We start from the raw sequence: 12,873 nt of genomic DNA, 5'->3' as shown, positions 1-12,873 counted from the left end.
TTCACAGGAATCTGTATCGAACTGCGAACGAGCGGGTGAAGTTTTGTGAATCGGCGCCCGGCCGGGGGCGCGCGGGCCGCTCCTTAGAATGAGTCGAGTCCTCCGAAGCGCCCTCATGACCGACGCCACCAGCAAGCCGAGCAGCAACTTCCTGCGCGGCATCATCGACCGCGACCTCGAGGCCGGCCGCTATGCCGGCCGTCGCTACGCCGGGACGCCAGGCGATGCATCCCACCACGCGGCCGCGCCGGTCGACGCGGCGAAGATCCGCACCCGCTTCCCGCCCGAACCCAACGGCTACCTGCACGTCGGCCATGCCAAGAGCATCTGCCTGAACTTCGGCCTGGCGCGCGACTACGGCGGCGTCTGCCACCTGCGATTCGACGACACCAACCCCGAGAAGGAAGAGCAGGAGTACGTCGACGCCATCGTCGACGCGGTCCACTGGCTGGGCTTCGGCTGGGACGAGCCCGATCCCGCGAAGCCGGGCGCGACGCGCTCCAACCTCTACTTCGCCAGCGACTACTTCGACTTCATGTACCGCGCCGCCGAGGCGCTGATCGGCGCCGGGCTGGCCTACGTCGACGAGCAGACGGCCGAGCAGATGCGCGCGAGCCGCGGCGACTTCACGACGCCCGGCACCGACAGCCCGTTCCGCAGCCGCACGCCGGACGAGAACCTGGCGCGCTTTCGCGAGATGCGCGACGGCCGGCTCGCCGACGGCGCGGCCGTGCTGCGCGCCAAGATCGACATGGCCTCGCCCAACATCAACCTGCGCGACCCGGCCCTGTACCGCATCAAGCGCGCCACGCACCACAACACCGGAGACCGCTGGTGCATCTACCCGATGTACACCTACGCGCATCCGATCGAGGATGCGCTGGAGTGCATCACGCACAGCATCTGCACGCTCGAGTTCGAGGACCAGCGGCCCTTCTACGACTGGCTGCTGGACAAGCTGTGCGACCTGGGCCTGCTGGCCCGCCCGCGGCCGCACCAGCACGAGTTCGCGCGGCTCAACCTGAGCTACGTGATCACCAGCAAGCGCAAGTTGAGGCAGCTGGTGGACGAAGGCCACGTCGACGGCTGGGACGACCCGCGCATGCCGACCCTCGCCGGCCTGCGCCGGCGCGGCTACACGCCCCAGAGCATCCAGCTGTTCTGCGAGCGCATCGGCGTCACCAAGGACCACAGCTGGATCGACTACGCCTCGCTCGACGCCGCGCTGCGCGACGACCTGGAAGGCAAGGCGCCGCGCGCGATGGCGGTGCTGGACCCGCTGAAGCTCGAGTTCACGAACTGGTCCGAGGTCTTCGGGGCGGCCGGCCACCTGGAGCCCTGCCAGGCGCCCGCGCATCCGCACCTGCCCGAGCTGGGCACGCGCCGCTTCACGCTGGGGCCGGAAGTCTGGATCGAACGCGACGACTTCGCCGAGCAGCCGCCCAAGGGCTTCTTCCGCCTGTTCCCGGGCAACAAGGTGCGGCTGAAGTACGGCGTGGTGGTCGAGTGCACCGGCTGCGACAAGGACGCCGAGGGTCGCGTCACGGCGGTGCGGGCCACGGTCGTGCCCGACACCAAGAGCGGCACGCCCGGCGCCGATGCCGTCAAGGTCAAGGGCACGATCACCTGGGTCGGCGCACACGAGGCGCTGGCCGCCGAAGTGCGGCTCTACGACCGGCTGTTCACCGAAGCCCAGCCGGACGCGGGCGGCCGCGACTTCCTGTCGGTCCTCAACCCGGCCAGCAAGAAGGTCGTGACGGGCTACGTGGAACCTTGCCTGGGCACGGCGGTGGCGGATGCGAAGTTCCAGTTCGAGCGGCACGGCTACTTCGTCGCCGACGCGACGTCGCATGCCGTGACGGCCCCGGTCTTCAACCGGATCACCGGCCTGAAGGACAGCTGGGGCAAGTGACGGGCCCGGACGGCCACCGGCCGCTCGAGCCCGTCATCGCTGCGCTCAGCGCAGCGTCGCGCCCGGCACGGCCGCAATCGGCGTCGAGCGGGCTTCCAGCCAGTCCACGTGCGCCGGCGGCTGCACGATGAATGTGTTTGCATCGACCGAAATCGGGGCGCTTTCGGCCTTCTGGGCGACCGCCGGATGCTCGTGATTCGCGTGGCCGGCACGCCAGCTCGGGCTGGCCGGGTGCTGCACGATGAAGGTCGACGGATCGACGCCCGGCAGCTTGCGCGCCGAGAAGACGGCCGGGTGCTGGCCGACATCCTGAGCCTGTGCGACACCGGCCAGGGCCAGCAGCGAGGCGATGAGCAGAGAGTGACGGTTCGTCATGGCGGGACTCCAGGGTTGCAAGAAGATCAAAGGGATCAAGGGATAACCCTGATTATGGTTAACCCTAGGATCTAAATATGCACGCCTGAACCTTAAGTGAGGCGCTCCCGCCACGGCATACATGCCGCGGTTTGGCAGGCTTGCACGTCGATAGTCGGCGCGACGGCCGGGATGTCCTCGGCCCGACAGCCACGGAGGCACCCCGATGCGCCAGGCACCCGCCGACATCCAGCGCCGCACCGTCCTGCAGGTCTCGGCCGGCCTGCTGGCCGCGGCACAGGCCGGGCTGCCGGCGGCCCGCGCCGCGACCCAGCCACCGCCGGCGACCGGCCGGCCCGGCGACTTCGATTTCCTCAGCGGCGAATGGAAGATCGCGCACCGCCGGCTGAAGGACGGTGTCTGGGACAACTTCGACGGCGAGGCGACCGTGCACGGGCTGCTGGGCGGCATCGCCAGCGTCGAGGAACTGCGCATCCCGGCGCGCGGCTTCAGCGGCCTGGGACTGCGGCTGCTCGACACCGGGCGCGGGCTCTGGGCCGACTACTGGGTCAACGGCAAGGCCGGCGTGCTGACACCCCCGCCGTCCTGGGGCAGCTTCGTCGATGGCGTCGGCCTGTGGGACTCGGACGAGGAAGACGGCGGCCAGCCGATCGTCGTGCGCGGCGCCTGGGACCAGATCACGCCCGGCTCCTGCCGCTGGTACCAGGCCGTGTCGCGCGACGGCGGTCGTCAGTGGCAGGAGAACTGGGTCATGCGCTGGACCCGCGCCTGACGACGCCGCGCCAGCGCGTCGCGATCACGTCCCGACGATGCCACCGTCCTTGCGGCGGATCGCGATCGTGGACGAGCGTGGACGGCCGCCCGCGGCACCGTCGGGCCAGGAGCTGATCGCCTTGGGCTTGCTCGGATCGTTGCGGCCCGGGTGGGGCAGCGGCGCCTCGCCGGGATGCTGGATGTTGATGAACATCGTGCGCAGGTCCGGCGTCAGCTGCACCGCCGTGACCTCGCAGCCCACCGGGCCGGTCAGGAAGCGCCGCACCTCGCCGGTCGACGGGTCGGCGGCCACCATCTGGTTGTTGCCGATCAGCGTCCAGTCGGCATGCGCCATGTTCTGGGCCGACGAGTCGGTCTGGATCCACAGCACGCCGCGCGCGTCGATGTGGCAGCCGTCGGGCTGGGCGAAGGCGACGCCGCCCTTGACGTTGCCGCGCTTCAGCGCGTCGGCATGCGTCGGTTCGCCGGCCTGAAGGAAGACGTCCCACTGGAACGTGGTCGAGGCCGCGTCGCCGCCGGCCTCGCGCCAGCGCACGATGTGGCCCATCAGGTTGGGCGCGCGGGGGTTGGCACCGTCCGCGCCCAGCGCGTCGGCCTGATGCAGCGGCTTGCCCTTGCCGCGCGCCGTGTTGTTGCTCAGCGTGACGTAGACCTCCTTGCTGCGCGGGTGCACGGTCAGCCACTCGGGGCGATCCATGTAGGTCGCGCCGACCACGTCGCCGGCGGTGCGGGCGTCGATCACCACCTCGGCCTGCGAGGCGAAGCCGCGCTCGGCAGTGAGGCCGTTCCTGCCCTGGGTGAGCTCGATCCACTCGCCGCTGCCGTCGGCGTTGAAGCGCCCGGCGTAGAGCGTGCCCTCGTCGAGGATGTCCTTGTTGTCGGCCGCGCTGCCGCCCTTGACGTACGGCCGCTTGCTGACGAACTTGTAGATGTGCTCGAACTTCGAGCGGTAGTCGTCGTCGCCCATGTAGTAGACGACGCGCCCGTCGTTGGCGATCGACAGCGCCGCGCCCTCGTGGGCCATGCGGCCCATCGCGGTGTGCTTGACCGGCTCGCTGGCCGGGTCGTAGGGGTCGAACTCGACCACCCAGCCGAAGCGGTTCGCCTCGTTGGAGTGCTTCACGGCATCGAAGCGCGGGTCGTGCTCGTGCCAGCGGAAGCCCCAGCTGTCCTTGGTGGTCGGGATGCCGTAGCGGTCCTGCAGGCGCGGGATGCTGCCGGAATCGTTGACGAAGTAGGCGGTGAAGTTCTCCTCGCAGGACAGGTAGGTGCCCCAGGGCGTGTAGCCGTTGGCGCAGTTCTGGAAGGTGCCGCGCACGCGCGTGCCGGTCGGGTCCTCGGCGGTGCGCATCAGGGCGTGGCCGGCGGCCGGCCCCTTGATGCGGAACGGCGTGTCGGCGGTGATGCGCCGGCCGTAGCGCGAGTCGGCGACGGTGCGCCAGCGACCGTCCTCGAACTTCGCCTCGTAGACGCCCAGGCCGTGCGCGTTCTTCGACTTCTGCACCTTCTCGGCCGTCCAGGTGGCCATGCCGTCGGTGGTGAGCAGGTTGTCGTCGGTGTACTCGTAGTTGATGCCGATCAGCGCATGCGTCGACGAGTTCGAGCCCTTGGGCAGCGGGAAGTAGTGCATGCCGTCGTGGAACATGCCCGACTGCATCGCCTGCTCGGCGGCGCTCTGGCTGGCGTCGGGCTTGAAGGCCGGCGCGCCGGCCATGATCGGGTCGCCCCAGGCGTTGACGACCTGCCAGGTGTAGCCCTCGGGCACCACGACGGTGTCGGCCCGCGAGATGGGGATCGACGCGAAGCCGATCAGCGGTCCCGACGGCGCCGGGCCGGGCGACACGCCGCAGCCGTTCAGGAAGCCGAGCGCCGCCGCGCCGAGGGATCCGCCGAGAAAGTCGCGTCGACCGATGCGCGCATCGACCAGGTCATCGAGCACGTTGGTGCCAGGGGGCAAGGCTTCCTGCATGTCGTCCTCCGTCGTTGGGATTGAGGCGGACTGCTGACCGCTGTGCCCCAGGCTAGGGCACGTCAGCCGTCTGTCAATCGGGAGGCACGATCTGCTGCGGCGCAAGGTTGCTTTGCGCACCAGCGGCTTCAGTCGCGGTCGGGTGCTCCCGGCGGAAAGAAGCTGCGATAGGGCCGCGCCTCGTCGACCGCGCGTGCGAACGAGGGGCGCGCCAGCAGCCGCTGTCGGTAGGCCCCGAGTTCGCGATGCGTCGCGCCGATCGGATGCACCCAGTCGGCGTAGAAGAGCGCCGGTGCCGCGGCGCAATCCGCCAGCCCGAAGGCCTCGCCCGCGGCCCAGCGCCGGCCGGCGAGCCGCCCGTCGAGCCAGGCATAGGCCGTATCGAGCAGGCGGTGCGCCTGGGTGACACCGTGCGGATCGCGATGCTCGGGCGCGCAGATCACGTCGAAGACGATCTTCTGCATCGGCGTCATCACGTAGTTGTCGAACACGCGGTCGAGCGCGCGGACCTCGAGCGCGGCGCGCGCATCGGCCGGCAGCATCCGCACCGGCCCGGGGTGGTGCAGGTCCAGGTGCTCGACGATCACGCTGGCCTCGACCACCGTGTGCGCGCCGTCCACCAGCACCGGCATGCGCCGCAGCGGCCACAGCGCGGCGTGCGCGGCGAGTGCGGGTTCGTTCTCCGGCGACAGCAGCGCCCATTCGAAGGGCGTGGCGTTCTCGTAGAGCGCGATCAGCGCCTTCTGGCAGTAGGACGAGAAGGGATGGGCGTAGAGCTTCATCGAGATCTCCGTGGGCGGCGCAGGCTCAGGCCGTGGGCTTGGGCGCGCCGAGCAGCGCAGCCAGCTGGTCGGTGCACTGGCCCCAACCTTCGTGGAAGCCCATCTTGGCGTGGGCCTCGCAGTCGGCCACGGTCCAGTGCAGCGCGCGTGCCGTGTAGCGCGTCTTGCCGCCTTCGTCCTCGAAGGTCAGCACGGCGGTGAAGAAGGGCTTCTCCGACGGCTGCCAGGCTTCGGTGTAGGCGTCAGTGAAGACCAGGCGCTCGTCGGGCACGACTTCGAGATAGACACCGCGGTTCGGGAACTCGCTGCCGTCGGGGCCACGCATCACGATGAGGCTGGATCCGCCGGGCCGCACGTCGGTCTCGGCGCGCGGCGTGGTCCAGGGCTGGGGCGCGAACCACTGCACCAGCAGTTCGGGCGTCGTCCAGGCGGCGAAGACCTTCGCGCGCGGGACGTCGATCAGGCGGGTGAGGAGCAGTTCGCGGTCGGAGGCAGGGGTCGGGGTGGTCATGCCGGTGTCCTTTGGATGGAGTGGGTTTGTACCGGCACGACGAAGCAGCGCGCACGCATTCGACATCCCCGATCGCAACCAAGGGTAAACATGGATCGGTCGCCTGCGCTACCGTTGCGGACCCCATGAGCTACGAGCTTCTCACCAACGTCGTCTGGCACAGCCTGACCGGTCCGCAGGCCGGATGCTCGATGGGCGCCGCGACGGCACGGCGCTATGCGCGCGGCTTCTCGCCCATCGTCGCCTTCGCCGATGCGGCCCGGCCGGACTTCGCCGCCCTGGCGCCGCATTGCGATCCCGGCGAGCAGGTCTACTGCGCCGGCTGGTCCGGCCCGGTGCCGCCGGGCTGGCAGCTGCACTTCGAGGCACCGATGGATCAGATGGTGTGGGACGCTCCCGTCCCTGCGGCCGACTCCCGAGGCGACGTCGTGCGGCTGGGCCCGCAGCAGCTTGCGGCGATGCTGGCCCTGGTCGCGGTCACTCACCCCGGCCCCTTCGGCGAGCGCACGCCGGAGCTCGGCGAGTACTACGGAGTCTTCGACGGCCCGCAGCTGATGGCGATGACCGGCGAGCGCATGCAGGCCGGCGCGCTGCGCGAGGTCAGCGCCGTCTGCACCGACCCGGCCTTCCGCGGTCGCGGGCTGGCGGCGCGACTGGTGCACCACGTCGTGCGCCTTCAGCTGCAACGCGGGCAGCAGCCCTTCCTGCAGGTGATCCACAGCAATGCCGGCGCCCGGCGTCTCTACGAGCAGCTCGGCTTCCGCCACCACCAGCAACTGCCGCTGCGGGTGGTGAGCCGGATCGACGCGCGTCAGCGCTCCGGCGCGATGTCGGTCGCGTAGTCGACCAGCGCCTCGAGGATGGCCTGGCCGCGCTCGTCGGCGTCCTCGACCAGGGCGTCGATCTGCGCGAGCAGGCTGTCGACGGTGCGACTGCCGCCCTCGCCGTCGTGCAGCCGCGCGACGCGGTGCGCGAGCCAGCGCTGCTGCTCGGGGTCGGTCAGCGTGGCGGGGAAGTTGCGCGCGCGGTAGCGGAACAGCAGTTCCTCGAGCCGCGGATCGGCAAAGGCCGGCCGCCGGGCGGCCAGCTCCTCGGGGCTCAGCACGCGCAGGCGTTGCAGGCTGCGGCGATCGTCGTTGCCGACGAAGCCGCCGTAGAGGTCCTCGTCGACGTCGGGATCGCGCTCGAGCGGCGGTCGCTGCATCACCTCGGGCCACAGGCCGGCGAGGCCGGCGGCCTGGTCGCGCAGCACGTCGGCGTGGCGTTGCGCCTGGTCCATGTCGATGCCCCAGTGCGCCGCGCGCTCGGCGCTGAGCGTGCGCAGGTTGGCGATGACGATCGGCGACTTGTTGATGTGCAAGGTCTTGATCGGCAGCCGCGTGACGCCTTCGGGCAGGTCGTCGGCCCGCGTGAACATGCGCTGGCGGATCGCCTCGACGCCGAGCGTCAGCAGTTCGGCCGGGTCCTGCGCCAGGTCCCAGACGATGAGCTCGTTCTTGTTGGTCGGGTGCGGCGCCAGCGGCCACACGACGGCGATGCCGCCCCGCTCGGCGCCGTACATGCCCGACACGTGCAGGAAGGGGCCGCCGGCCTTCTCGGCCGCGGCGAGCTCGCGCACCACCTCGTGCTTGCTGCGCAAGCGCAGGCAGAAGTCCCACAGGCGCGGCTGGCGCTCGCGGATCAGGCGCGCCAGCGCGATGGTCGCGCGCACGTCCGACAGCGCGTCGTGCGCGGCCTCGTGCGCCAGGCCGTTGGCGGCGCTCAGGTGCTCGAGCTTGAACGAGGGCCGGCCGTCGTCGTGCTTCGGCCACGCGATGCCCTCGGGCCGCAGCGCGTGCGTGACGCGCACGACGTCGAGCAGGTCCCAGCGCCCGCATTCGTTCTGCCACTCGCGCGCATACGGATCGATCAGGCTGCGCCAGAACAGGAAGCGCGTCACCTCGTCGTCGAAGCGGATCGAGTTGTAGCCCACGCCCACCGTGCCCGGCCGCGCGAGCTGCTGCTCGATCGCGTCGGCGAAGGCGTGCTCGGGCAGGCCACGCTCCAGGCAGCGCTGCGGCGTGATGCCGGTCAGCAGGCAGGACTCGGGATCGGGCAGGTAGTCCGGCGCCGGCCGGCAGTACAGCATCTGCGGCGCGTCGATCTCGTTCAGCTCGGCATCGGTGCGCACGCCGGCGAACTGCGAGGGGCGGTCGCGGCGCGGCTCGCGACCGAAGGTCTCGTAGTCGTGCCAGAAGAAGCTGAAGGGGGCGGTCATGGACCGCAAGATAACCGACGCCCCGCGGGCCGCCGACCCGAATCAGGGCCGATCGCGGGGGGCGTCGGCGCCGCCGGGCGAGACTTCGCGGGCCTCGATGTCGATCACTTCGCCGCGCGGCGTGCCGGAGGCGGCACGACGAAAGTCCTGCCAGGCCGCGCCCCGCGGCATGCCGAAGCGCACCGGCGCCGGCCGACGCCCGCGCAGCAGCGCCCACATCACCACAAGGCTGCCGACGACCAGGCCGAAGGCCATCAGCATCAGCATGAAGACCAGTCCCACGGCCGCCATCAGCGCGCGCAGCACGAAGGAGACGATGCGCTGCACGCCGCGGCCGATCGCAGCGCCGTTCGAGAAATCCTGTCCGGTCATGTCCATGCTCCTCTGACATCGGGCCCAGGCGGCAGTTCCGCTGCGACCCACAACAATTCTGCCGGCCTCCCCCCTTGCATCGCGCCCGGCGGGCCGCATCTCCGACGATGCCCGCGATCCTGCGGTGACACGCCGAACGGAGGTCATCCATGTGGAAGCGCCTGTCGATGCTGTGGCTGCTGGTGCGCGGCGACGCGCGCCGGCTGTGGATCGCGCTGCGGCACCCGCAGGCCCCGCGCTGGCTCAAGGTGGGGACGGCGCTGGTGCTGCTCTACCTGGTGTCGCCGATCGACCTGATCCCCGACGCGCTGCCCTTCATCGGCGTGGTCGACGACCTGGTGCTGGTCCCGACCGCGATCCGCTTCATGCTCAGGCGCCTGCCGCCCGACCTGCAGCGCGACGTGGAGGCGCGCGCGACGGCTCAGTGAGGCTTGCGGGGTTCGCGGGGGTCGCGGCTCCCGCGGAACTGGCGCGGCCGGATCACGTTGCCTTCGCGCTCGACCTCGCGGCGCACGCGGCGGATCAGCTCCTCGGCCTGCGCTGCGGCGGCGCGCTTGCGCGCGCGGTGCTGCCCGGGCCGCCTGAACTGCCGGCCGCACCACTGCCAGCCACGCCGCAGCGCCGAGTCGATGCGGTAGCGGCGTGGCGCATTCAGCGTCAGGCGCAGCAGCAGCATCACGCAGACCGCCAGCACGAGGCCGGCCAGGACTTGCTCGATCATGGTGGCGTCTCCCTGGCTACTCGATGACCTTGACCGGCTGGCCGGCCTTGGGCTCGCCGGCATTGCTGCCGTAGACGCCGTTGACCAGCCGCAGCTGCTGCTCGGCGTTGGCCGTGAGCGGCGAGCGCTTCGCCAGCTCGGCGAAGCCGCCGCGCGGGAAGGCGGTCGTGCGCAGCGTCCACGGCCGCGCGGCCGACCGGTCGGCGCTGCTCAAGGCGCGGAACGAGCCTTCGGCCTCGCGCAGCTGCGTGCCGGCGCGCTGCAGGGCCGCCGAGTCCTTGGCCGCGTACAGCAGGAGGTAGTGGCGGCTCTGCGGTCCCGTCACGACGGTGGCCTGGACGTTCTGCGACTGGCCCTGCGCGTTCTGCCGCGTGCCGGCGAAGTAGGTCGCCGCCAGACCGTTGAGGTCGCGCTTCTCGGTGCGGCCCTGGGTGGGCTTGATCACGCTGCGGATGATCTCGTCGTGGGTCTTGCCGGCCTTCTCGGGCACCGGCCGCACCACCAGGCCGGCGTCGCCTGCGGCGTTGATCAGCGTGATCGCATCCTGCGCGTTCTGGATGCGCCAGCCCGACGGCGCGGTCAGCGCCAGGCCGAGGGGCTCGTGGTAGAAGTTGCGCCCGCGGGTCACGCCCTGTTCGCGGCTCTCGCCGAAGGGCAGGCCGTCGACGGCCTTCAGGTAGCGCGCCCGGCCGTCGTCGGCATAGGCAGCGCTCGCGCGGCCCTTGTAGCTGGCGGCGATCTCGGTGATGTCGTGCAGGCGCTGCTCGTTGCTGGGATGCGAGGCCAGCCAGTCGCCGCCCTGGCGCGGCGTCTTGCCTTCGGCACGCGCCTGGTCGGCGGCGAACTGCTCCTGGCGCTTGAGCACCTGGATCACGTCGACCATGTTCTGCGGGTCGTAGCTGTTGCGCACCAGGTACTCGGCGCCCAGGCGGTCGGCCTGCAGTTCCTGGTCGCGGCTGTACGAGGCGACGTAGCCCGCGGCCACGCTCTGCGACAGCTGGCTGGCGACATCGCCGACGCCCAGCACCGCGCCCAGCACGGTGGCCGCCAGCACGCCGATGCCGGCGGTCTGCTGGCGCGTCGCGCGCTGCGCGCCGTGGCGCGCGGTGACGTGACCGATCTCGTGGCCGATCACGCCGGCGAGGTCGGCCTCGCTCTCCATGTAGGCCATGATCCCGCGCGTCACGTAGACATAGCCGCCGGGCAGCGCAAAGGCGTTGATCTCGGGGCTGTCGAGCACGGTGAAGGTCCACTGCAGCTGCGCGCGGTGCGACTGCTTCGCCAGACGCTGGCCCAGGTCGTCGACATAGGCCTGCAGCTTCGCGTCGCCGTAGACGCCGTACTCGGCCAGCACCTGCTCGTGGGCCTTCTTGCCCTCGGCGATCTCGGCTTCCTCGGACATCACGCTGCGCTCTTCGCGTCCGGTGACCGGGTTGACCACGGTCGCGCAGCCGGCGAGCAAGGCCGCCGCCAGCGCCGCGACCGCTCCGAACCCGCGCCAAGCCGAAAGTCCCTTGCCTGTCATGACCGTCCTCGCCGTCGCCACGATATCCGCAGCGTAGCCCAAGCGACCCCGGGAGTTCTGGGGATGGCGACGGCCGCATCGCGCGGCCTACGCTGCCGGCGTGACTTCAACCCGCAGCCGCCCTGCCCCGGCCGACGGCCCGCCGGCCGGCGCCGCTGCGCGGCCCGACGTGGTGCTGGACGTCGAGGTCGACGGCCACGGCGCCCTGCACTTCGTGCTGGCCAACCTGGGCGACGCGCCGGCGCACGCGCTGCGGGTGGCCTTCAGCCGCAGCCTGCGCGACCTGGCCGGCCAGCGCATCAACGACAACCCGCTGTTCGGCGGCCTGGAGTTCCTGCCGCAGGGCCGCCGCGTGCCGCTGCTGGTCGACACCCTGGCCGGCTACCTGCGGCGACGCCAGCCGCTGCGCTTCGAGGTCCGGCTGGCCTGGCAGGACGACGCCGGCCGCGTGCACAAGCGCCGCCTGACCCACGACCTGGCCGCCTGGACCCAGCTCCGCCAGGCCCTGTGACGACGAGGAGAACCCCATGGCAGTCGCCAACCCCCATCCGGCTTTCCACTTCTCGGTCGAGGCCGGGCTGTCGCGCGTCGGCTTCGCGCGCGTGCTGCTGCCGACCATGGAGCGCGAGCTGATCCGCTACCGCGACGGCAGCGACCTCGAGGAAGCCGCGCGCCTGCTGCCCGGCCTGCTGCGCCTGGGTCCCTGCGTGCTGGAGCGCGGCGTCGTGCCGCCCGACGACGAGTTCTTCCAGTGGCTCAACACCATCGCGGTCGGCAGCGTGCAGCGCCGCGACGTGGTGGTGCGGCTGCTCGACGCCAGCCACTCGCCGACGATGATCTGGCAGCTGCGCCGCTGCTTCCCGACGCGGCTGGCGTGGTCGCCGCTGGACGCGGACTGCAGCGCCGTGCTGATCGAGACGCTGAGTCTCGCGGTCGAGTCGATGAGTGTCGAAACGCCCTGAGCTCGCGCGTCAGCGGCTCAGCACCAGCTTCACGCCGAAGCCGATCAGCAGCACGCCGGCGACGCGCTCCAGCGCCTTGGTGACGCGCGGGCTGGCCCGCAGGCGATCGGCCAGCCGGTGCGTCAGCAGCACGACGATCGCGCCGTACAGGAAGGTCAGCGTCGCGATCGTCGCGGCCATCAGGCCGAAGGTCGCCAGGCCCTGGTGCGTGGCCGGGTCGACGAAGAGCGGGAAGAAGGCCATGTAGAACACGATCGCCTTCGGGTTGAGCAGCGTGATCGCGCAGGCCTGCTGGAAGTACTGGTGCGGCCGGATCTCCAGGATGGGCGTGTCGCCCGGCTTGCTGACCAGCATGCGAAAGCCCAGCCACGCGAGGTAGGCGGCGCCCAGCCACTGGACCGCGCCGAACACCACCGGTGCGGCCTGCAGCACCGCCGCCACGCCGGCCACCGCCAGCCACATCAGCACCTGGTCGCCGGCGATGACACCGAAGGTGGCCGCCAGGCCGCCGCGCACGCCGCCCTTGCTGGTCGAGGTGATCAGCGCGAGGTTGCCCGGCCCCGGGATCGCCAGGAAGACGATCACCGCCACCACGAAGGCTCCATAGTCGGCCACACCCAGCATCGCTGTCTCCTGCCTGTCCCTGCGGAAAGCTGCACTATGCCGCAGCCCGCAGCGCCCTGCTGCACACTGTGCCGACCAGCTGGAGTCAC

15 protein-coding genes are annotated in these 12,873 nt (G+C 71.0%); 6 read left to right on the top strand and 9 right to left on the bottom strand.

The annotated features are described in order from the left end of the window. The first annotated feature begins 115 nt into the window (after positions 1-115). Positions 116-1,912 (top strand): glutamine--tRNA ligase/YqeY domain fusion protein, encoded by a 1,797-nt coding sequence (locus QZV97_RS13000; RefSeq protein WP_295642637.1) that lies wholly within the window; start codon positions 116-118, stop codon positions 1,910-1,912. A 45-nt stretch (positions 1,913-1,957) separates the two neighbouring features. Here the strand turns inward: QZV97_RS13000 and QZV97_RS12995 are convergent, their stop codons facing one another. Continuing rightward, complete coding sequence (locus tag QZV97_RS12995; protein ID WP_295642634.1) at positions 1,958-2,326, bottom strand: hypothetical protein; 369 nt, start codon at positions 2,324-2,326, stop codon at positions 1,958-1,960. A gap of 166 nt (positions 2,327-2,492) precedes the next feature. Here QZV97_RS12995 and QZV97_RS12990 point away from each other — a divergent pair, with 166 nt between their 5' ends. Then, positions 2,493-3,059, top strand: a complete 567-nt coding sequence (locus QZV97_RS12990; RefSeq protein WP_295642630.1) for a hypothetical protein — start codon at positions 2,493-2,495, stop codon at positions 3,057-3,059. Positions 3,060-3,083: 24 nt separating this feature from the next. On the opposite strand, the gene QZV97_RS12985 is transcribed toward QZV97_RS12990, so the two are convergent. From QZV97_RS12985 to QZV97_RS12975, 3 genes are all read right to left on the bottom strand, one after another. Beyond that, complete coding sequence (locus QZV97_RS12985; protein WP_295642628.1) at positions 3,084-5,030, bottom strand: PhoX family phosphatase; 1,947 nt, start codon at positions 5,028-5,030, stop codon at positions 3,084-3,086. Positions 5,031-5,158: 128 nt separating this feature from the next. After that, positions 5,159-5,812 (bottom strand): glutathione S-transferase family protein, encoded by a 654-nt coding sequence (locus tag QZV97_RS12980; RefSeq protein WP_295642626.1) that lies wholly within the window; start codon positions 5,810-5,812, stop codon positions 5,159-5,161. 25 nt (positions 5,813-5,837) lie between these two features. Further along, positions 5,838-6,323, bottom strand: coding sequence for an SRPBCC family protein (locus QZV97_RS12975; RefSeq protein WP_295642624.1), 486 nt, complete (start codon positions 6,321-6,323; stop codon positions 5,838-5,840). Positions 6,324-6,448: 125 nt separating this feature from the next. Here QZV97_RS12975 and QZV97_RS12970 point away from each other — a divergent pair, with 125 nt between their 5' ends. Continuing rightward, positions 6,449-7,165 (top strand): GNAT family N-acetyltransferase, encoded by a 717-nt coding sequence (locus tag QZV97_RS12970; protein ID WP_295642621.1) that lies wholly within the window; start codon positions 6,449-6,451, stop codon positions 7,163-7,165. Here QZV97_RS12970 and sbcB read toward each other — a convergent pair. Further along, positions 7,135-8,580, bottom strand: a complete 1,446-nt coding sequence (gene sbcB / locus QZV97_RS12965; RefSeq protein WP_295642618.1) for an exodeoxyribonuclease I — start codon at positions 8,578-8,580, stop codon at positions 7,135-7,137. The two genes, QZV97_RS12970 and sbcB, sit on opposite strands and share 31 nt — an antisense overlap. Positions 8,581-8,622: 42 nt before the next feature. After that, a complete protein-coding gene (locus QZV97_RS12960; RefSeq protein ID WP_295642615.1) occupies positions 8,623-8,952 on the bottom strand; it encodes a hypothetical protein in 330 nt (109 codons plus the stop codon). Between the two features lie 149 nt (positions 8,953-9,101). Here QZV97_RS12960 and QZV97_RS12955 point away from each other — a divergent pair, with 149 nt between their 5' ends. Further along, a complete protein-coding gene (locus tag QZV97_RS12955; RefSeq protein WP_295642612.1) occupies positions 9,102-9,380 on the top strand; it encodes a DUF1232 domain-containing protein in 279 nt (92 codons plus the stop codon). On the opposite strand, the gene QZV97_RS12950 is transcribed toward QZV97_RS12955, so the two are convergent. Together QZV97_RS12950 and QZV97_RS12945 are read right to left on the bottom strand one after the other, a co-directional pair. Beyond that, positions 9,374-9,673, bottom strand: a complete 300-nt coding sequence (locus QZV97_RS12950; RefSeq protein ID WP_295642609.1) for a hypothetical protein — start codon at positions 9,671-9,673, stop codon at positions 9,374-9,376. The two genes, QZV97_RS12955 and QZV97_RS12950, sit on opposite strands and share 7 nt — an antisense overlap. A gap of 16 nt (positions 9,674-9,689) precedes the next feature. Beyond that, on the bottom strand, positions 9,690-11,198 hold the full coding sequence (locus QZV97_RS12945; protein WP_295642605.1) for a M48 family metalloprotease: 1,509 nt from the start codon (positions 11,196-11,198) through the stop codon (positions 9,690-9,692). 100 nt (positions 11,199-11,298) lie between these two features. Between QZV97_RS12945 and QZV97_RS12940 the strand changes: the two genes are divergently transcribed. Both QZV97_RS12940 and QZV97_RS12935 read left to right on the top strand, forming a co-directional pair. Next, positions 11,299-11,709, top strand: coding sequence for a hypothetical protein (locus QZV97_RS12940; protein ID WP_295642602.1), 411 nt, complete (start codon positions 11,299-11,301; stop codon positions 11,707-11,709). A 16-nt stretch (positions 11,710-11,725) separates the two neighbouring features. Further along, positions 11,726-12,160: a phage tail protein gene (locus tag QZV97_RS12935; protein WP_295642599.1), complete on the top strand. Its 435-nt coding sequence runs from the start codon at positions 11,726-11,728 to the stop codon at positions 12,158-12,160. 9 nt (positions 12,161-12,169) lie between these two features. On the opposite strand, the gene QZV97_RS12930 is transcribed toward QZV97_RS12935, so the two are convergent. After that, positions 12,170-12,784, bottom strand: coding sequence for a LysE family transporter (locus QZV97_RS12930; protein WP_295642596.1), 615 nt, complete (start codon positions 12,782-12,784; stop codon positions 12,170-12,172). Positions 12,785-12,873 lie beyond the last annotated feature (89 nt).

The sequence above is a fragment of the uncultured Methylibium sp. genome, from assembly GCF_902826655.1.
Classification (GTDB): Bacteria; Pseudomonadota; Gammaproteobacteria; order Burkholderiales; family Burkholderiaceae_C; genus Methylibium.
Note: the sequence above shows the minus strand (reverse complement) of the source record. Positions and strands in the feature narration are given on the sequence as shown.